The organism is Daejeonella sp. JGW-45 (genome assembly GCF_029360805.1).
GTDB lineage: Bacteria > Bacteroidota > Bacteroidia > Sphingobacteriales > Sphingobacteriaceae > Daejeonella.
On the sequence record NZ_JARKNC010000001.1, the window covers coordinates 641,284 to 662,083 of the forward strand.

The following is a 20,800-nucleotide window of genomic DNA, read 5'->3' on the forward strand; positions in this document are numbered from 1 at the left end:
GGCCTTTCTTCTTTTTAATGGCCTACCATAAAAACGGCATTGCTAAAAAGGAGTTTGCCGTTCTCCCAAAAACTTCTGAACAGAGGATTATCAGCCAGGTAAACTACTGAACCATTTCCCATTTCCTGAACACCAAAAATAAGTCCGTCTACCAGTTTCTTCCGCACTTGCGCACCTACAAAACCAGTTACATAATTATCTTTTTTTAGCACGCCGACATTCCAGCCTGGCTTCATATACTGATAAACCTTATCGTCTAACTTTAACGTGTAGTAAAATCCCGGAAAACCGAAACCAAGAGGATGAGTATTGTCCAGGTCTACTTTATATATTGCACCGGGAATGTTTGCCTGAACCTGCTCACGTTCCCTGTTCTCATAAACTTTAAGGTCTTCATAAGGGTCGGCATCCTTTTCGTTCTTTTTCGGCTCTTCTTTATTCTTCAGGTCAAACCCCTTCTTGCCCGCGAGCTGTCTCATGGCCCCTTCCATGGCTATTAACTTACCGCCCCCGCGAATCCATTGCAGTATCTTGTCATTTACCGGATCGGTGTAGTTTCCATCCGGGAAAATAATAACATCAAAATCGTTGAGATTTATCCTTCCGAGATCTTCCGTACGAACAATGCTCAACGGATAATTGATCTGTTGCTCAAAGAAATGCCAGATCTCGCCAAATGAAAGAGATGAGGTTGACGCCCCTGTCAGCACCATTATCCGGGGCTTAGCGATAAGCTTGACCTTGTCTGAACCGAGGTCAGCACCTTTGTCCATAAATGCGGATGGGATAGCCTGGAGTGAGATTCCAGAGCTTTTTGCTAAATCCGTAAGCGTTTGCTCGAAGCTCGTCCCAAGGTTTTCGTTGCTGGCTCGGGCAATGATCAGTGATCCTGCGTTAAAAGCCATTCCTCCGGTTTCAAAAGGAACTTCGGAATACCTTACTTTAATATTGTGCTTCAAAAGCTGCCCAAGAAATTTCACATCCGACAGTGAATTCCAGTTTGCTACATAGGCAACGGGGTTGGAAACACCACTGGAAGCAATAGCCACTTCCGGCAGGGTTGCCGACAAGGGCTTAAGATTATCTGATGTTGCAAAAGCGGGTAAACCAAATGCATAGGGAAGCGACCATGCAGTTATATCGTAAGTGGCTGAATCTGATATAAATGTATTAGGCTCAAATAATACCTTCAGCAGCACGGACTTCGGCTGATAGGCACTGATCACCATGTCGTTTTTATCGACCTTAAAGCTTTCTTTCTTCCCACTGAAATAATTATAGCCGCTGCCGCCTCTCGCAGATCCGTAACCGAACTCAATGCCATTACGCTGAAGCATTGTTGCAAGGGTTTTAATCTTTTCGGTATTCTCCCCTTTTATTATATATGTTTTATATTCCCCGGGTGGATTCGATCTGCTTGCTGCAAAATAGTTCTTAAACTCCGACACAGCCTTCGACGCATTCTGAGACAATGCTTCCACAGTGGCAAGAGCGGTAGTATGATGATGATCTATACGGTCCTTCAGCGTCAATGTATCACCGTCGGAGTTTATTATGGCTAAACCTGCCCGGCCGGACCCTCCCTGCTCGTAAGTCATACCTACCGAACCATTGTATATCGGATATGTATCGCCATAAGAAGGGTAAAGCAGATCGAAACGTTCCCGTGTAAAATACATCCAACCCTTCTTATCGAAGTAACGGGCATTATTCTTACCTATTATCCTCTGAAATTCACGCTGCCAGCCGGTGATATCCTGGTGATAAGGTTCCGCAGCTGGCGCGAAATAGTACGGCTCGTTAACGCCTTGCTCATGAAAATCGACATGAACCTGCGGAAGCCATTTATTGTAAAGCAACATTCTCTGCTGAGTTTCACGCTGAGACTGCCAGGCCCAGTCCCGGTTCAGGTCAAAATAATAATGATTCGACCTTCCGCCGGGCCATGGCTCAAAATGCTCCCTTGAATAAGGAAAAGGATCGGGTACAGCGCTGCGGACGGGGTTATAAAAATTAACGTATCGTTCGCGGCCATCAGGATTCAAACAGGGATCAACAATTACAACCGAATTCTTCAGCCAGGATTTCGTTCCCTGATTTGAGGGATCTAGCAGGTCATAGATGGTTTGAAGGGAGGCTTCCGTAGAAACGGCCTCGTTGCCGTGGACATTATAGCTCAGCCAAACTATAGCAGGCTGATCGTTCGAAGCCGTTCCACTGGCAAGTCCGGCCAGGCGGAGATTGTTCATCCGGATATCCTCGATCCTGGAAATATTATCGTCGGATGCCACAATAGCCAGAATCAAGGGTCTCCCTTCGTTAGTCTTTCCGTACTCCTCTAACCTGATGTTCTTGGATGCGGTGGCCAGATAACGGTAATAATCAACAACCCGGTAATGCGGCGTAAATTGCTCGCCCAGCTTATATCCTAAAAATTCTGACGGAGATTGTATTCTTTGAGCCCGCACGCCCAGGCTATTAATAACGAACAGCAATAACAGGATGAGAAATCTATTCATATATCTTCTAATCTACGGATCGTTAGGCTTAAATACCAAATTGTTCATTCGATAACAACAAAAATCTTAATATTGCATAAGGCATAAATATGAAAACAGAAGAGCTCTACGAGATTTATCTCAAACATCCTGTCGTTTGCACAGATACGCGTAAGATCACTGAATCGTGCATATTTTTCGCCCTTAAGGGCGAAAATTTTGACGCCAATGAATTTGCTTCAAAAGCCATCGAAAGCGGGGCTGCGTTTGCAGTAGTTGACGATCAGCGATACGCAGCCAGCGACAGGTACCTGCTGGTCGATGACGTGTTAAGCACACTGCAGCAGCTAGCCTCTTTTCATCGTAAACAGCTAAAAATACCAGTTATCGGAATTACCGGCACTAACGGCAAAACCACAACCAAGGAACTTATTAAATCCGTTCTGTCTCAGCATTGCAGAACTTACGCGACCGAGGGAAACCTAAATAATCATATTGGAGTCCCCCTAACACTTCTGTCCATCAGGCCCGACTGCGATATTGCCATCATTGAGATGGGAGCCAACCACCAGAAAGAGATCGGTTTTCTTTGCAGTCTTGCGCAACCGGGTTACGGGCTTATAACTAACGTCGGAAAGGCACATCTTGAAGGATTCGGCAGCCTTGAAGGTGTGAAGATCGCAAAAGGCGAGCTTTACGAATATCTCGCTCAGACAAACGGAATAGCCTTTATCAATACCGATAATCCTTTATTGGTGGATATGAGCCGTGAAAGGAATGTCGGGAATGTTGTTGGCTACGGCAAAGGACCTGCGAATTATCTATCCGGCAGCTTAAAAGAAGTTTCACCCACTTTAATTGTCGAATGGCAGCTGAAAGGACATGAGGATGGAGCTGTTAACTCCGCTGAATCTAACCTGCCGGGCATTTATAACTTCGAAAATATCCTGGCGGCTATTGCTATCGGAAACTTTTTCAAGCTTAGCCCCGGGCAAATCAATGAGGGGATAAAATCATACATACCACACAACAACAGATCCCAGATCCTCGAAACAGCCAGTAATACGGTGATCTGCGATTTTTACAATGCAAATCCCAGCAGCATGCTGGTTGCTCTGGACAATTTAGCTACCGTCCCCGCAAATAATAAAGCTTTGATACTGGCAGACATGTTTGAACTTGGTGCGGATTCAGCGATGGAGCATCGCTTTATCATGGACAAAGCTTTGAAAACACCGTCTGAAAGGCGGATCTTCGTTGGTGAAGCCTTCTTCAGGATGAAAAGTAGTGTTGATGCAGAGTTTTATAAAAACACCGTCGAAGCTGCGGAAGCGCTGAAAAGACATCCCATCACCGATGCCACTGTGTTACTGAAAGGATCACGGGGAATGAAGCTCGAAGCTTTGGTTGGCTTCTTATAAATCAGGACCCTCCGAGAAGTTTTTTCCTGTATCGCTGCAGGAAAAAGATCGCCAGGCCGCATCCTATTGAAAATATGTACAAAGGATGCGTCACATCGAGAAGAAGCACCGAAGCAATGCAGAAGACGATCAGGAAGACTGCAAGAAAAGTGAAAAATCTGCTTGTCAAAAAGCGCTGAAATGCATTCATCAGTTTGTTTTTTCAACCCGGACGCCGGCATCGGCAACATGGTTCAGGGGATTATCCCGCATATTCTGTTCAAGCTCAATCATATATTTTCCTTTCCGGGGAAACTTATAATTCTCCTTAAAGGGGATCTGATAGCTGTATAAATTTCCTGAACCGCTTCCCAGCCATTCGCCGTCGGGAAGCGCCAGCCTGAACTCCTTTCTTTCCGTACTCCTTTTCCCATCAGGTGTTGTAATATGGACCAGAAGAAAGATATTAGAATATTTATAAGCGGCAGTATGCCGGAGGTTCAGATACAAATTATAAGCGATGCCCGTATCCTCGATTGTTACGGGCACCCGTACTTTCTCGGTATAGCTCCAATTGCCCCCGGGTATTTTTGAATTGCTATCTGCAATAGTTTGCCTATCCTCACAAGCAGAGAGACTGAGCGTAAGGAATAAAATAAACAGAGCTGTTTTAATGGATCTCATTCTCTATTCCGAAGACGGACGTTCACGATTGCTATTATTCCTGTAATTCTTTCTTCGCTTATTATTCCGGCTCGGACCAGTACGTTGACCTTCTGGATTTGCCGCGCCTTCAGGTTTATTTCCAGCCTGTTGCTGAGTGTTCACCGGCTTTGCCTGCATCTGCTGCGGGGCACGTTGCACCTGTTCACCTGCGGTTGCTGTGTTTGGATTAGTACCCTTTGGCCTGTTCTTTTTATTGCGGTTATTCTTTTTGTTCCTGTTGTTCTTATTATCCAGCCGGGTTAAACTATCCTGTCCGACCACGTTCTCGTAATCAAGAACCTTGACCGGAGCCGCTTTACTTACTTCAGCTTCAACTTTCAGGTATTCTGGTTTGATACCCTCGCGGTTCATTTTCTGCACTTCCTTCACGCGCGCGATATCCAATGCAATCCAATTTTCATCATTAGGATAACTGAACCACATCAGTTTTTTGAAGATGTCGGTCTTCTGGTGCCGCACGGTTCCCGTAAGGGTTTCCAGGCGCTCCACGTTATCAGGTATATCCTTTAAGGCATCCATATACGTGTCCAGCTCATAATTGAGGCAGCATTTAAGTTTGCCGCATTGCCCTGCCAGCTTCAGCGTGTTCAGAGACAGGTTTTGATACCGGGCAGCGGAAGTTGACACAGTTTTAAAATCAGTTAACCAGGTGGAGCAGCAAAGCTCACGTCCACAGGAACCGATACCTCCTAAACGGCTTGCTTCCTGCCGCATTCCGATCTGCCGCATTTCTATGCGGATACGGAAAGTCTCCGCCATTTTTTTGATCAGCTCCCTGAAGTCTACCCGCCCCTCAGCAGTATAATAAAATGTAGCTTTTGTCCTGTCGCCCTGGTAATCCACATCGCTTAACTTCATCGCTAACCCAAGTTCTTTTGCCAGAACCCGTGATTTGTGCATGGTCTCAAATTCGAGATCCTTAGAGATCTTCCATTTATCAACGTCTGCCGGGGTAGCTTTTCTATAGATCTTTTTTACGACATCCTCGGTGCGTACATGCCGCTTTTTAAGTTGCATCCGCACCAGTTCGCCGGTGAGCGACACATGGCCGATATCATAGCCGCCGGTAGTGGTTTCAACTGCAACGAGTTCGCCGGCTTCGAGGTAAAGGTTTTCTGTATTTAAAAAGAACTCCTTCCTGGAGCCCTTGAACTTGATCTCTATGATATTGAATGGCTTATAATTCGATGGCATGTCCATATGCGACAACCAGTCATAAACATCCAGTTTACTGCAGCCATTGGTAAGGCACGAGCCATTACTCTTGCAACCTGCAGGAGCACAGCCCCCTGTTGAACAACTTCCACAACCCATAATTAATTCAGTATATATTGAGTCCCCGCAGGGAGCGTATTAAACTTTAAAATTTTAACGAATTGTAAAGATACATCTAAAAATAAAATTTTAGGATTCGCGTTGCGCTCAATGTGATAGTAGGCCTTGTCCATCTCATTAATAAGTGCCTCCGCTTTAGCGAGATCAAGTTGCTGGCTGAATTTATTTACAAATTCCAGCTCGATACCCGGCAAATGTACGAGTTCACTTGCATCCGAAAGTACCATGATACATTCACGGATAAGATTGATCCCATACTTAAGCAGGTTCTTCTGACTTTCCCGTCCAATTTTTGATGTTTCTTCCACAAATTCAAATATTGAAGGGCCCCGGTCTGCAAACGTCATCCGCATCCAACCGGTAAACAATCTGAAATTATCGTTGTCATCTTCTTTCAGGAAATTAAGTGCAGCCTGCAGATTCCCCTCACTTAAGTAGGCAGTTTGAGCAGCCTTTGATTCGCTTATATTTTTTGTTTTCAATAAATAATCACATATCTCCTTCTGGTCCAATGCAGGGATCTTCACTAGCTGCGTCCTTGAAATTATAGTGTTCAGAAGCTGATCCTGATTTTGAGCGACTAATATGATGAGTGTTTTATCAGCAGGTTCTTCCAGTGTTTTTAAAAGCCGGTTCCCTTCATTCTTTAAATATTCTGGAAGCCAGATGATCATCGCCTTATATTCCGACTCAAACGGCTTTAATGAAAGCCGGTGCAAAATGTTCATACATTCCGCTTTGTTGATATTAGGTTGCTTATTCTGTGCATCCAAACGCTCACGCCATTCGTCAAGGTTAAAATAGGGATTTGTAAGAACAAGATCCCTCCATTCCTCCAGATCGGCCATGCTGTCTTCCTTCTCGCCGCCGCGGAAAAAAGGATATGAAAAATGCAGGTCGGGATGGATAAGCTTATTATATTTCCTGCAGGAAGCACATACCCCGCAGCTATCGGTATCTGAACGCTCGGTACATGAAATGAACTGGGCATAAGCAAGGGCAAGGGCAAAGTTTCCAGACCCTTCGGGCCCAAGGAATAGTTGCGCATGGCTTACCCTGTTCTCAGCCACCGTACGGATCAAATGTTCCTTCACTTCATTCTGCCCAACGATATCTCTAAACTGCATGGTTGCAAAATAAGAAAAGAAGAGGTTCCAGTGAAATTTTTTAACCCGCGGCCTCAATTATAGATCACTTGCATTTAAAGCTATGTACATTATATGATATATTTGCCTGCTAATTATCGTCACTACATGCGGATCTTAGCCTTCGATTATGGTACAAAGCGTATAGGCATTGCCGTTACGGATCCCTTGCAGATCATCGCAACCGGTCTCGATACTATCCACCCGAAAGATATCGTAGATTACCTGAAAAAATACCTTGCCAAAGAAGATGTGGAGCTTTTTGTAGTAGGCGAACCGCTCCAGATGGATGGCACACCATCTCAATCCACTCCCCACATCAAGGGCTTCATCACCATTCTAAGCAAGCACTTTCCCGAAATTCCGGTAGCAAGGATAGATGAGCGTTTTACCTCCAAGATGGCCTCGGCTACTGTTGCTCAAAGCGGATTAAAACGTTCTGACCGGCAGGATAAAGGGCGTCTGGACACCATTTCAGCCACCATTATCCTGCAGACCTACCTCGAGAAAAGGGGCCTGATCTAGAGTGACTTAGCTGTCTCGGCCATATTTTGTACCTTTGGCCGATGGAATTTATCAGCGACGACCTAAAAAGCTACCTGCTAAAATACTGTGATCCCGAAGATGATCTCCTCAAAAACATCGACCGGGAGACCAACCTTAAAGTGTCTATGCCGCGCATGTTGTCCGGACACTACCAGGGCCGCGTACTAAGTATGCTCAGTAAAATGATCAAGCCCGACCGCATTCTTGAGATTGGTACGTTCACCGGATACGCAACGCTTTGCCTTGCTGAAGGACTTAATGCGAACGGAGTAATTCACACCATTGACATCAATGCGGAGCTGGAAGATATGGTCAGGGCTAATTTTGCCAAATCACCCCTGAACGGAAATATCGTCTATCACATTGGCAACGCAGTCCGGATAATCCCGGAAATCAATGAAGTTTTCGACATTGTTTTTATTGACGCAGATAAAAAGAATAATGGTACATATTACAGCCTGGTGATCGATAAATTGAGGTCAGGCGGAGTAATCATCATTGATAATGTGTTGTGGAGTGGAAAAGTTCTGGACGAAAAGACAGACACTAATACAGCAATAATTACTAATTTTAATAAAATGGTTAGCGAAGATCAGCGTGTTGAAAAGCTGATCCTGCCAGTTCGCGATGGATTGTTTATCGTAAGAAAAAAGTAAAGGGATTTTTTCCTTTTGTTATTCAGAAATAAAGCATCAATCATGAAACACTTCTTCACACTGCTCTTTATTGGTCTGAGTTTAAGTTTGTCTGCCCAGACTACCGCCCTGGATTACATCGAAAAATATAAAGACATAGCCATCCAGCACATGAATCAGCAGGGAGTACCTGCCAGCGTGATCCTGGCCATCTCTATGCACGAATCGGCCAATGGCCAAAGTAAAATTGCTAAATACCTGAATAATCATTTCGGCATAAAGGGCAAAAATACAAGCAAGGAGATAAAGTCAGCGTACCGCGGGTACGAATCGGTCACCGATTCCTATCTCGACTTTATGGCCGCGATGAGGCGTAATAAAAAGTTCGAAGCGCTGTTCGGAAAATATCCCAGCTATGATTATTACAATTGGGTGCTTGGTATCCAGCATGGCGGTTATGCGGCAAGTAAATTATGGGGCTCACAGGTCCTGGCAATCATCAGGAAATACCGGCTTTACGAACTTGATAACCGGCCAGAGGGATTGGAAGAGAGCGCTGTGGCCGCCTTAGTGCCGGAAAGCGCAAAAAAAGAAGGATCATCAATACCAAAAGTTTACAGGGTCAAAAAGGGTGACACCCTTAACGGTATAGCTAAAAGATACAGTATAAATGTCAAAAACCTAATGAGAAAAAATTCGTTATCTAACAGTAGGCTCTCTATAGGCCAAAAACTATTACTGTAAAAGCGTAATCTCATGAGCAAGTATGTAATTGTATTGATGATTGTGGCATTATTTACCGGTGCATGCAGAATCAAAAAAGCGGGACTGCCAAAACCGAACAACGGCTTTACACCGATTCAATCCGTTAAATAGGCTTGTATCGAAAACGAAAGGCTTTAATGCACCGGAAATATGACAAAGGGTAGCAATATTTAAATGTAAATATTCAATTTAGAGGCGGGATTTTACCGCCACATTGAAATGAAGATATTCCTTATACCCTTATTGGTCGTATTGACCCTTGCCAGCGCCTGCAGTACCCGAAAAACTACCCTTTCAAAGCCCGCGGCTTCTGCACCAAAGGCTTCTCAGCCTGTAAAAACTATTGGCGAAAATACCCTTGTTAATAAGTATTCTGCTCAGGATTATATTGAACGATTCAAAGCCATCGCCATAAAGGAAATGAACAGTTATGGCATTCCTGCTAGCATCACCCTGGCTCAGGGCTTACTTGAATCAGGTAACGGTAACAGCAGCCTTGCCAGGGATGCTAATAATCATTTCGGAATTAAATGCACCAGCGAGTGGAGGGGTAAAACCATCCTGAAGGACGACGACGAGAAAGATGATTGCTTCAGAGTCTACGCTACCCCCGAGGAATCTTTCCGTGATCATTCGGAGTTTTTAAAGCGCAAGCGGTATGCCGCCCTGTTCGAACTTGATAAAAATGATTATCGTGGCTGGGCAGCCGGATTGAAAGAAGCTGGCTATGCAACGAATCCGCGATATGCTGAATTATTAATTACCCTGGTAGATCGTTACGATCTTAGTAAATACGATCGCAGAGAAGGTTATGTAGAGAAAATAAAGCGTGAAGACAAAGTTCTGACGGAAATAGCCCGGAATATTCCTGAAGAAAAAAAACAGGAGCCTCCTAAAACTCCTGTCTCCATGAAAATTTACGAAGTGAAACAAGGCGATACAATGTATTCTATCGCAAAGCGTTTCACTATCACCATCGAAGAGCTAAAGATCCTGAACGACCTCGGAGCTACCGATCTGAAAATGGGACAGTTATTGCTTGTTTCTAAATAGTTTGTTAAGATTTGTTAAATCGGAATCGGCTTGCAGCTTAAACCCGTAAGTTTATGCAATTGAAAAAAGCTATTTATATATTATTTCTCCTTGGGGTTTGTGCTACCAACCTTTTCGGACAAGACAGACCTGTGCAGGGCATTGTATTTGATATGGATAGCAAACAGCGCTTGACCCGCGTGTATATTTTCAATACACGCACGGGCGAGGGTTTCTACAACAATACCAAGGGCGAACTAAAAACAACTGCACGCACGGGCGATGTGCTTGTCGCGGCACTCCAGGGTTATGGTGTGGATACGGTTAGTGTTAAATCTGAAAATACCATCCTTTTCTATCTTCGTAGAAATAGCATTCAGCTTCGGGAAGTAATTGTGCGCGACAGTTTAAAAACGCCTGCTGAACAGCTCAAACAATCACAGGAAGAATACAACACCATCTATTCAAAAGGTGCGGTGAAGGATGTATTCCAGGTAGGTGGCGCTAATGGCGGCGGAGGGGCGGGCTTAAGTATAAATGCCTTGTACAGTTTGTTAAGCAAGGAAGGGAAGAATGCCAGAATGCTCCAGAAGATCCTTGAACGTGATTACCGGGATGCGATGATCGAATACCGATATACAAAAACGCTTGTAAACAGGGTAACCGGGCTAAGCGGCGACCAGCTTACCGACTTTAAACAACAATATAAGCCGGGATATTACTTTATCCTGGAGGCTAATGATTATCAGCTTATACAGTACATCCAGAAATCATATCAAAGCTATATTGAGAATCCCGCAGCCTTGCGTTTGATGCCGCTAAAAACAAACGGTCAATGAGGTTTCCGGTTGTGCATCTCAGGTTTTTACCGGCAAGCGGAATGGCAATATTTCCTTTCGTGCTGATCAAATATCCTGAGCTGAAGCAAGACAGGCAGATCATTAATCATGAACTCATTCACCTCCGGCAACAGCTTGAATTATTAATTCTTCCTTTCTTCCTGTTATATCTTATAAATTATCTCGTCAACCTGATAAAATACAGAAGCCATCATCAGGCATACAGAAATATAGTGTTTGAACGCGAGGCATATACTCATGATTCTAACTACTCATATCTGCGAAGCAGGCGATTTTTCGCATGGATAGCCTATATTTGATGTAACAAATCCTAAAAACATATCATAAAGAGGCCTTTTTTCGTTTTATTTGCTAAATGATCCTTCGTTATCTGGTAATATTATTCTTTGTTCTGCAAGTTCCTCGCGCTTACGCTCAGCAACCCGAGAATAATGCCGATACCACTCTCCTAAAAGAACTCAGGCAGTATCCCCGGAAAAATACTTTACCTGTACGGCGTCCGGTAATCTTTCCCGAAACAGTCCGGCTCTCCGATCCCTCGGAACTGGATATCAGCATAAACTATTGGCGAAGCTGGACCACGTTTGGCCTGAATGTGAACCAGGCTTCGTTCAGCGACAACTGGGGTGGCGGTGGAGTCAATTCATTGGCACTGGGCGGACAGTATTCGTACAAAACCGACTATACCAAGGGAGACAAAAACTTTGTTTCAGAGCTCCTGCTTCAATACGGTAAGCTAAAGAACAGAGGCCAGCTGGCCCGTAAAACGGTCGACCGAATTTTCTGGGATAACAAGGTTGGTCTTAAATTGTCTAAAAGCTGGTATTTTTTCGGTTCCATAAACTTTGAATCACAGTTTGATAAAGGATTCTCGTTCTCCAAAAATGCCCAGGGAAATGAAACCAGAACCCTTCTTTCAAGGTTCATGGCTCCGGGTTATCTTACTGAGTCATTGGGTTTTGAGTATAAGCCGGTTAAGTATTTTTTCCTTCGTATCGGTACCGGAACAGCCCGGCAAACCTTCATGTCCGATACAACCCTGTACAAAACCAATCCGAAGAATTTTGGTGTTGATCAGGGAAAGAGCTTCAGGAATGAACTTGCATTCCAGGTGGTGGCATCATTTGACAAGGAAATAGCAAAGAACCTCACTTTGAAAAGCAGGTATACAATGTTTGCCAATTACGAACAGCTAAGCAGAATAGATAACCGTCTCGATGCGACACTTACAGCACAGGTAAACAAGTTTATTAATGTTTCCCTGGCGGGCGTGATGCTTTATGATGATGATACAGCCGATAAGATCCAGAAAAGCCAGGCATTCTCCTTCGGGCTGGTCTACAAATTACAGCGCTGATCAAACCAACTTTTTTCTGTCAATTCAAGGCCTTTACGTTCAGGTAAGTGGTATTCTAGCCAAAAACCTTAACTTTGTGTTTGCTAAGCTTTTTAAAAAATGTTTGAAAATTTACAGGATAAACTGGACAGGGCCTTTAAAGTATTAAAAGGACAGGGGAGCATTACTGAAATAAACGTAGCGGAAACCATGAAAGAGATTAGGAAAGCTCTCTTGGATGCCGACGTTAACTATAAAACTGCCAAAGCCTTTACAGATGAGGTTAGGGAAAAAGCTATAGGTCAGAATGTTCTGACTGCCGTTTCGCCCGGCCAGTTGCTTACCAAGCTGATGAACGATGAGCTGGCCAATTTAATGGGCGGCACGGTTCAGGAACTTAACATTAGCTCAAACCCAACCATTATACTGATTGCGGGCCTTAACGGAGCCGGTAAAACAACTTTTTCGGGAAAGCTTGCTAATTTTCTTGCAACCCAGAAGAATAAAAAGCCGCTTTTAGTTGCCGGCGATGTGTACCGCCCGGCGGCAATCGATCAGCTGGAAGTACTGGGTAGCCAGATAAATATACCTGTATATACCGACCGGGAGTCAAAGGATCCCGTAGGTATCGCAAAAGCCGGTATCGCTGAAGCGAAAAAGAACGGACAAAATGTTGTCATCATTGATACCGCCGGACGTCTTGCGATCGACGAGGAAATGATGAACGAGATTGCCGAGGTAAAAGCGAACACAAATCCTCACGAGATCCTCTTTGTAGTAGATGCCATGACTGGCCAGGACGCGGTGAATACTGCCAAAGCCTTTAACGACCGCCTTGACTTTACCGGTGTCGTGCTGACCAAGCTGGATGGCGATACCCGCGGTGGTGCTGCTTTATCCATCAAGTCGGTTGTGAACAAGCCGATAAAATTCATCGGTACGGGTGAAAAAATGGAAGCACTGGATGTTTTCTATCCCGACAGGATGGCTTCCAGGATTCTCGGGATGGGCGACGTCGTTTCGCTTGTTGAACGTGCGCAAATGCAGTTCGACGAAAAAGAAGCTGCTGAGCTCCAAAAGAAGATCCGTAAAAACAAGTTCGACTTTAATGATTTCCTTAGCCAGATCCAGCAGATCAAGAAGATGGGAAATATGAAAGATCTTATGGGCATGATACCAGGCGTCGGCAAGGCTATAAAAGACGTTGATATCGATGATAATGCCTTCACTCCAATCGAATCAATCATCCGCTCTATGACGCCTCATGAGCGTGAAAACCCCGACGCCATTAACCAAAGCCGCCGTTTACGTATTGCCAAAGGTTCAGGAACCGACCTTGCCGAGGTAAATAAGCTTATTAAGCAATTCGAGGATATGCGTAAGGTGATGAAACAATTCTCAAACCCGGCCGCCGCGGCGAAAATGATGAAGGGCATGCCGAAGATGCCGTTTGGGAGGTAGGATTAAACGGTAACTAACGTACCATTTTTTTTAACCGCAGAGGACGCGGAGTTTTACGCAGAGAGCGCAGAGAAATGAGTTGTATTTCCGTAGCGCTGTCAAGCTTCCCTCTGCGCTCTCTGCGTGTACTTTGCGGCCTTTGCGTTTAAATATCCATTCAGGTACGAGGTCTCGTGAAATCCATATTCCTACAGCAATATTACACCCCACTTGCATTAACAATATATTTATCCCCCAATATTCCTAAATTTATAGTAATGCTATAAGTTGGAAATGGTTAAAGGCTATCTGACATTGGTGTTCCTGCTTCTGTCGCTGCTTACCCGCGCAGCCTCTATACTCATCCCCATGGATGAAAGCCAGAAAGATCATCTCAAATCTTACGGCATTGCCTACTGGACCTTAAGGAAAGACGTAGCCGTAGACTGGCTGCTCAATTACCGCGGCGGAAGCTTCCTGATCAAATACTCACAGGCTATAGAAAATGAATGCCGTGTGCGCGGAGTTTCTTACGAAGTGATCACTGACGGGCAGGTCAACACAATCCTGACCGAAATTACGAGCCCTGAGGTAAATATGGACATGATGAAATTGGAAACGGCTGCGAAAATTGCGGTTTATTCGCCCAATAACGTCTTCACTACAAAGGATTATACCGATGCGGTACAGCTCGCTTTGGAGTATGCCGAAATACCTTACGATATTATTTATGACGATGAGGTACTGAACGGTGCACTGCCAAAATATGAATGGCTGCACCTGCATCATGAGGACTTTACCGGGCAGTTCGGGCTGTCGGGGCAACGGCAGTCGCAGGAAGACATCAATATTCAGAAATCCATAGCACAGCGGCACGGTTATACCAAAGTGTCGCAGATGAAGCTGACCGTAGCCAAGAATATCAACAAGTTTGTAATGGGTGGCGGCTACCTTTTTGCGATGTGCTCCGCAGGCGAAACCCTGGATGTTGCTCTGGCAGCTGAAGGCATTGATATCATCGAAAGTACATTTGACGGCGACGGCGCTGACCCGCGTGCGCAATCGAAGCTCGACTTCAACAAGACCTTAGCGTTTGGCAACTTTATTTTGAAACCTGATTATCGCGGCTTTTCAAATATCAATGCCGGCCGTTACGCTAATCCTGAGAATGATTTCTTTACACTATTTAGTTATTCGGCGAAATGGGATCCTGTGCCCTCCATGCTCACTCAGGATCATGAATTTGTGATCAGAGGCTTCAACGGGCAGACCACGGCTTTCAATGAGGCGACCATCAAGTCGAATGTGCTTGTTATGGGCGAAACAAAGATCGTCGGCGTTGCACGCTACATCCATGGTGAGTTGGGCAATGGGCAGTGGACTTACTACGGGGGACACGATCCGGAGGGCGACTTCGGACGTGGCGGCAGCTTCAGAAGCGGCGCCAGAATGCCGTCCGGTCCTGCCGGCCGAAAGCGGGATCTGAGCCTGACTCCCAACTCCCCCGGCTACAGGTTAATTCTTAACAATGTTTTGTTTCCTTCTGCAAAAAAGAAGAAGCAAAAGACCTGAATATCAGGCTGTATTTTTGTTTTACATAATAAATCCCTAAGTTAGATCACCTATTCTGCGATAATGGAAAAAGCAATGAACGTGGTTCTCATGTGCAGGCTTAGAAAACAATTTTACCTCCTGGCGCTGCTCGGGTTTTTCTCATACCCATTGGGAGAAGCAGTAGCACAGACTTACATAGGTATACGGATCACACCGACCCTGAACGCGCTGCCCAAAGTCTTTAACAATTCACCCGCCAATATCTCAACGGGCACAAGCACAGCTATTGAAGCAGGGCTTGATTATACTCTTATGCTTAACAGGAACTGGGGCTTAAGCGCAGGTACTGACTTTGGTGGCAGTAATTGGTCTTATAATCTCAAAGCGCCCTTAGCCTCATTTGGAATTGCTTCTGGTCCGGGAGAAGTGAATATGTCGCGCTTCCATAATTATCTGTATAACTCCGGCACACTGAATGCTGTGTATAAAATACCGGCAAAAGCAAGCGATATCAGGTTGTTCGCCGGCCCGACTTTCAGGATCCATCATTCTCAGCGGGTTGGCAGCTCACGCCGCAACCCGGATACCAATCCCTATTCCATGTATGCCAATGATCCTGGTACAGGCACTTCGGATACTCCCGATTTTTCGGTCGTATATCCCGATAACGGCCCCCTCTTAGCAATCATGTCGGCTGGAATAGGCTACGAACGCAGAGTTAGTCAGAAACTGGACGTGCTCCTTGGCGTCCGGGCGAATATTGGCTTACACAGCACCGCCAAAAGCATCATGACGATCAACATGAACAATCAGCTTTACCAGGGTTCGATTAATACCAGCTCAAATTATGTCGGTTTTGATGTAGCCTTCCGGTTCAAGACTCTGGCAAAAGGCTCAAGGAGAAAGTCTTAGGCCTGAGCGCCCAAATAAAACTCATAATATTCTTACCGGCCAAAAACTTTCTCCGTATTTTCGTTTAACGAAATTATTTCAGGAAATCTCCATCATTTTTTGACCCCAAACAGTCTGGTCCCCTACCAGTCTCGGCTCTACTTCGTTAATATTTCGGAGCAGAAAGATCAGGGAAAGTTAAGGGATACATCCGGAACAGTTTCAGGAAAAACGTAGTACTTTTCCGAAGCCTTCTCGGAACTGTTTCGGAACCATCCCGGAACTGATAATAAAAAGGTATATAGATGTTCTCCCGGTGGGGCTTGTACTTATAGAAGTTTTTTGGAAGGGCTAACAGCCCGGTCGGATTGTAACTTGAAGTTAATGATAAGGTTTTGTATTTGCAATTTCCGGGGCGAATTACCGTTCGCTCATTCGTATAATCATTTCCAGCCTGCGGCCAAAGCATTTCGTAAATTAGGTTTCGTACAAAAGCGGGATGCCAGTAAAAACCTACGGAAGCGCAGTATTTGGAATTGAGGCTATCACCATAACCATGGAGGTTAATATGAGTGGTGGGACGAGATATTTTATTGTAGGATTACCTGATAACGCGGTCAGGGAAAGCTTGTACCGGATTGAGAGCGCTCTTAGTAACTCAGGCTATAAGATGCCGCGGAGGAAGATCATCGTAAACCTGGCACCTGCGGATATCCGCAAGGAAGGATCTTCTTATGACCTTCCGATAGCGATCGGGATTCTGGCCGAGTCCGGTCAGATAGACCGGGATAAGCTTGAGGATTTTTTGATCATGGGGGAAGTATCGCTTGACGGTGGCTTACAGCCAATTAAGGGCGCCCTGCCCATCGCCATACAAGGAAAGAGGGATGGTTTTAAGGGTTTGATCCTTCCCAAGGTTAATGCTCGCGAGGCGGCGATCGTGGAAGACCTCGAGGTATATGGCGTGGAGAACCTGGACGAGGTTATCCGGTTTTTTATGGGAAACCGGCAGCTTGAGCGGACCATCGTGGATACCAAACAGGAATTCCTCCAAAATATCAGCAACTACGAGAGCGATTTCTCGGATGTCAAAGGCCAGGAGAACATTAAGCGCGCCCTGGAGATTGCTGCAGCAGGCGGGCATAACGTGATCTTGATCGGTCCGCCGGGAGCCGGTAAAACTATGCTGGCAAAAAGGCTGCCTACTATTTTACCTCCGCTTGACTTGCATGAGGCGCTCGATACGACCAAGATCCACTCGGTAGCGGGCAAACTCTCCGCATCCGAATCCATTATGACGGTCAGGCCCTTCAGGTCGCCGCATCATACGATCTCGGATGTGGCCCTTGTGGGCGGGGGGACAAACCCGCAACCCGGTGAAATATCGCTGGCGCATAACGGCGTGCTTTTCCTGGATGAGCTGCCGGAGTTTAAGCGCACCGTTCTGGAAGTCATGCGCCAGCCGCTGGAAGAGCGGCGGGTTACCATCTCCCGGGCAAAATCTACCATTGATTATCCTGCCAGTTTTATGCTTGTCGCTTCGATGAACCCCTGCCCCTGCGGGTTTCATAATCATCCCGATAAGGATTGTATCTGCGGCTCGGGCGTAGTTCAACGGTATCTGAGCAAGATCTCCGGTCCTTTACTCGACCGGATAGACCTTCATGTAGAAGTTACACCCGTTAACTTCAATGAGCTTTCTTCAGACCGGCCGGCCGAGAAAAGCAACCTGATCCGCGAACGGGTAAGCAACGCAAGGGATATCCAGATCCGGCGCTTTGAAAACAGGGAAGATGTTTTTTGCAATGCCCAGATGAGTCCTAACATGGTGCGAAGCATCTGCAGAATAGATGATGCCGGCCAGGCGCTTCTAAAACAGGCTATGGAAAAGCTGGGCTTATCGGCACGGGCGTATGATCGCATTCTTAAAGTCGCCCGAACCATCGCCGATCTGGCACAAACTGAGGAAATACAGCTGGAACACCTGGCAGAGGCTATTCATTACAGGAGCCTGGATAGGGAGGGATGGGCGGGATAGTGATAAATTTCCTCTACATTTGCAGGACATGGACTACCAGGTACATACCCTGCAAAACGGGATACGCGTTCTGCATAAACCAACAGCTTCAAACATTTCGCATGCATGTATTATAATTAATGCAGGTTCGCGTGATGAGGATGATTCTAAAGATGGCCTGGCTCACTTTATAGAACACCTGCTTTTCAAAAAGACCGGGAAACGGAATACCAACCAGATCCTGAACCGGCTGGAACTTGTGGGTGCGGACCTGAATGCATACACCACTAAGGAATATACATGCGTCCACGCGTCTTTCCTGAAGCCTCACCTGGAGCGGTCGCTCGATCTTTTTGAAGATATTGTTTTCCATTCAGTGTTCCCTGAGGATGAAATGACCAAGGAGAAGGAAGTCATCCTGGATGAGATCAGTTCTTACCAGGATCAGCCTGACGAAGCTATCAACGATGATTTTGAAGACCTTTTGTTCGAAGGCCATAACCTCGGCAGAAATATATTAGGTACCACAGAATCAGTTCAGGCATTCACACAGAAGGATATCTTCGATTTCCTGAAGACGAACTATAACAATGAAGAGATCATTGTCGGCGTTTCCGGCGATTATGACTTTAAATATATCGCCCGGCTCTCTGAAAAGCTTTTCGGCAGAATCCCTCCGAACAAACAAGAGCGTAATCGAAAGGCTGTCAATATCTACGATCCCAAGGAGTTACGATTCAGCAAGCCGATAAATCAGTCGCATTGCGTCATCGGAAACCGTTCATATTCTATACACCATAAACACAAGGTGGGTTTTCTTCTCTTGAATAATCTTCTTGGCGGCAATGGCATGAGTTCCAGGCTTAACCTGGAGATCCGGGAAAAGCATGGTATAGCCTACACTATCGAATCGAACTATACCCCCATGAGCGATACCGGGATCTTTTCGATCTATTTCGGTACCGACGCGGGGAAGATCCATAGGGCTGTTAAGCTGGTCGAACGCGAGCTCCGGAAGCTCCGTGAAATTAAGCTGGGACCGCTGCAGCTTCACCAGGCCAAGCAGAAGTTCATCGGACAGATTGCCCTGGGGGAAGAAAACCGGATGGGGCTGGTCATTTCCATGAGCAAGAGCCTGATGGACTACGGGCGGGTAGACTCGCTGGAAGATATTTTTGCAAAGATCAATGCAGTGACATCCAGCCAGCTTCTGGAAATAGCCAACCAGATGTTTGATCCAAAATTGCTAAGCCGGCTGATCTTTGACTCTCAGGAATAACAAACCCAGGATCGAATTTTTCAGCTCTGCTAAATGCTGTTATATAAATCCTGAATCAGGCCATTTCGTGCATTCTAATTAATCCTGTATTTTTGTGATATGAAGTTACCAATCATCGCCTACGGCGATTCTGTTTTACGTAAGAAAGCTGCAGAAATATCGGAGGATCATCCTGACCTGGACGTTTTGATCGCGAACATGTTCGAAACTATGTACGGGGCTCATGGTGTTGGCCTTGCTGCGCCTCAAATTGGTCTTTCCATAAGATTATTTGTAATTGATGCTACTTCCTTTGCGGAAGATGAGCCAGCGCTGAAAGACTTCAAAAAGGTATTCATAAACGCCCGGATCATTGAAGAGACAGGTGAAAAATGGACCTTTAACGAAGGCTGTTTGAGCATTCCGGATATTCGCGAGGACATCAGCCGGAATGATACCCTTAGGATCTCCTACTTAGATGAAAACTGGGTTCAGCACGAAGAGACCTTTAGCGGTTTAGCTGCCCGGGTTATCCAGCACGAATACGATCATATAGAAGGGAAACTGTTCACAGATAAATTGAGCCCGCTTCGCAAAGCTATGCTAAAAAACCGGCTTGATTCTATCTCCAAAGGGTTGGTGAAAGTCGACTATAAAATGAAATTTCCGTCGCTTAAAAAGGGTAAACGCTAGGGGTATTACTGCCGGCTTTTATCGCCGCTCAGGATTTGTTGGATAAGCGCCCCCCAGGCAAAGGGATTTAGCAGCGGGTTGGCCAAGCGCTGATTCATGTTCTTATTTGTCAGCCGGGCGTGATTATTCTGGAAATTATAGCTCTGCATTTCGGCTCCATCCCTGGGTAAACTGGCCATCATTGCTGAAAGGCTTTCTTTAGAAACATTTTTACGGGCGATTTCCAGGTCATCATCGGCAAACTTCATCGTCATGAATTCCTTTTTAAACTCATCCGTACTTGCCCAGGGGTAAACCCGCACCGCGGGAAGATTAATAACATCCTGCTTCATTCGAACCAGCACCGTGTAACTATTATCAGTAAGATCGGCCGGAATTACAAGCCCTTCTTTTTTATAACCCACCGCAGTGAATAACAACGTATCGCCAACGTTAGCAACAAAGGAGAAATAACCTTTGTAATTAGCGGCATAAAATTGTGCTTTTCCGGTTACGTTCGTGATAGTTACGTAGGGCACGACAATATTGCTGTCGGTGTTCATTATAACGCCTGAGAATTGAACAAGCTTCTTCTGTGAGGTTTGAGAAAACCCGGCAGTTGCACTTAACAGAAGTATCAGGAAGAACCAGATGCGCATGTTCAAAGTTAATATAATCGTAACGGAGCTT

19 protein-coding genes are annotated in these 20,800 nt (G+C 45.5%); 14 read left to right on the forward strand and 5 right to left on the reverse strand.

What is annotated here, in order from left to right:
- Positions 1-14 precede the first annotated feature (14 nt).
- Positions 15-2,519, reverse strand: coding sequence for a M14 family metallopeptidase (locus P2W76_RS02965; protein WP_276345991.1), 2,505 nt, complete (start codon positions 2,517-2,519; stop codon positions 15-17).
- Between the two features lie 89 nt (positions 2,520-2,608).
- On the opposite strand from P2W76_RS02965, the gene murF reads away from it, so the two are divergent.
- Positions 2,609-3,919: a UDP-N-acetylmuramoyl-tripeptide--D-alanyl-D-alanine ligase gene (murF, locus tag P2W76_RS02970; protein WP_276345992.1), complete on the forward strand. Its 1,311-nt coding sequence runs from the start codon at positions 2,609-2,611 to the stop codon at positions 3,917-3,919.
- Between the two features lie 189 nt (positions 3,920-4,108).
- Here the strand turns inward: murF and P2W76_RS02975 are convergent, their stop codons facing one another.
- Genes P2W76_RS02975 through P2W76_RS02985 form a run of 3 tightly spaced genes read right to left on the reverse strand, consistent with a single transcriptional unit; the run spans position 4,109 to position 7,086 of the window.
- On the reverse strand, positions 4,109-4,582 hold the full coding sequence (locus tag P2W76_RS02975; RefSeq protein WP_276345993.1) for a gliding motility lipoprotein GldH: 474 nt from the start codon (positions 4,580-4,582) through the stop codon (positions 4,109-4,111).
- 3 nt (positions 4,583-4,585) lie between these two features.
- Positions 4,586-5,938, reverse strand: a complete 1,353-nt coding sequence (gene ricT, locus P2W76_RS02980) for a regulatory iron-sulfur-containing complex subunit RicT (protein WP_276345994.1) — start codon at positions 5,936-5,938, stop codon at positions 4,586-4,588.
- A gap of 2 nt (positions 5,939-5,940) precedes the next feature.
- A complete protein-coding gene (locus tag P2W76_RS02985) occupies positions 5,941-7,086 on the reverse strand; it encodes a hypothetical protein (RefSeq protein ID WP_276345995.1) in 1,146 nt (381 codons plus the stop codon).
- A gap of 126 nt (positions 7,087-7,212) precedes the next feature.
- Here P2W76_RS02985 and ruvX point away from each other — a divergent pair, with 126 nt between their 5' ends.
- The 13 genes from ruvX to def all read left to right on the forward strand — a co-directional run bounded on the left by ruvX (position 7,213) and on the right by def (position 20,131).
- The gene (ruvX, locus tag P2W76_RS02990; protein ID WP_276346071.1) at positions 7,213-7,629 is read left to right on the forward strand and encodes a Holliday junction resolvase RuvX; all 417 of its coding nucleotides are present in this window, start codon (positions 7,213-7,215) and stop codon (positions 7,627-7,629) included.
- A 41-nt stretch (positions 7,630-7,670) separates the two neighbouring features.
- Complete coding sequence (locus tag P2W76_RS02995) at positions 7,671-8,306, forward strand: O-methyltransferase (protein ID WP_276345996.1); 636 nt, start codon at positions 7,671-7,673, stop codon at positions 8,304-8,306.
- Between the two features lie 42 nt (positions 8,307-8,348).
- A complete protein-coding gene (locus P2W76_RS03000; RefSeq protein ID WP_276345997.1) occupies positions 8,349-9,029 on the forward strand; it encodes a glucosaminidase domain-containing protein in 681 nt (226 codons plus the stop codon).
- A 240-nt stretch (positions 9,030-9,269) separates the two neighbouring features.
- Complete coding sequence (locus tag P2W76_RS03005) at positions 9,270-10,103, forward strand: glucosaminidase domain-containing protein (protein ID WP_276345998.1); 834 nt, start codon at positions 9,270-9,272, stop codon at positions 10,101-10,103.
- A 53-nt stretch (positions 10,104-10,156) separates the two neighbouring features.
- Complete coding sequence (locus P2W76_RS03010) at positions 10,157-10,921, forward strand: hypothetical protein (RefSeq protein ID WP_276345999.1); 765 nt, start codon at positions 10,157-10,159, stop codon at positions 10,919-10,921.
- Positions 10,918-11,241, forward strand: coding sequence for a hypothetical protein (locus tag P2W76_RS03015; protein WP_276346000.1), 324 nt, complete (start codon positions 10,918-10,920; stop codon positions 11,239-11,241). The genes P2W76_RS03010 and P2W76_RS03015 overlap by 4 nt, the downstream gene beginning before the upstream one ends.
- A 56-nt stretch (positions 11,242-11,297) precedes the next feature.
- Positions 11,298-12,299 (forward strand): DUF3078 domain-containing protein, encoded by a 1,002-nt coding sequence (locus P2W76_RS03020; protein ID WP_276346001.1) that lies wholly within the window; start codon positions 11,298-11,300, stop codon positions 12,297-12,299.
- Positions 12,300-12,398: 99 nt separating this feature from the next.
- Positions 12,399-13,739, forward strand: coding sequence for a signal recognition particle protein (gene ffh, locus P2W76_RS03025; RefSeq protein WP_276346002.1), 1,341 nt, complete (start codon positions 12,399-12,401; stop codon positions 13,737-13,739).
- Positions 13,740-14,012: 273 nt separating this feature from the next.
- The gene (locus P2W76_RS03030; RefSeq protein WP_276346003.1) at positions 14,013-15,290 is read left to right on the forward strand and encodes an asparagine synthetase B; all 1,278 of its coding nucleotides are present in this window, start codon (positions 14,013-14,015) and stop codon (positions 15,288-15,290) included.
- 63 nt (positions 15,291-15,353) lie between these two features.
- Positions 15,354-16,184: a hypothetical protein gene (locus P2W76_RS03035; protein WP_276346004.1), complete on the forward strand. Its 831-nt coding sequence runs from the start codon at positions 15,354-15,356 to the stop codon at positions 16,182-16,184.
- Positions 16,185-16,662: 478 nt separating this feature from the next.
- Positions 16,663-18,201, forward strand: coding sequence for a YifB family Mg chelatase-like AAA ATPase (locus tag P2W76_RS03040; RefSeq protein WP_276346005.1), 1,539 nt, complete (start codon positions 16,663-16,665; stop codon positions 18,199-18,201).
- Between the two features lie 28 nt (positions 18,202-18,229).
- Positions 18,230-19,459, forward strand: coding sequence for a pitrilysin family protein (locus P2W76_RS03045; RefSeq protein ID WP_276346006.1), 1,230 nt, complete (start codon positions 18,230-18,232; stop codon positions 19,457-19,459).
- Positions 19,460-19,558: 99 nt separating this feature from the next.
- Positions 19,559-20,131, forward strand: coding sequence for a peptide deformylase (gene def, locus P2W76_RS03050; protein WP_276346007.1), 573 nt, complete (start codon positions 19,559-19,561; stop codon positions 20,129-20,131).
- Between the two features lie 5 nt (positions 20,132-20,136).
- On the opposite strand, the gene P2W76_RS03055 is transcribed toward def, so the two are convergent.
- Complete coding sequence (locus P2W76_RS03055) at positions 20,137-20,769, reverse strand: hypothetical protein (protein WP_276346008.1); 633 nt, start codon at positions 20,767-20,769, stop codon at positions 20,137-20,139.
- Positions 20,770-20,800 lie beyond the last annotated feature (31 nt).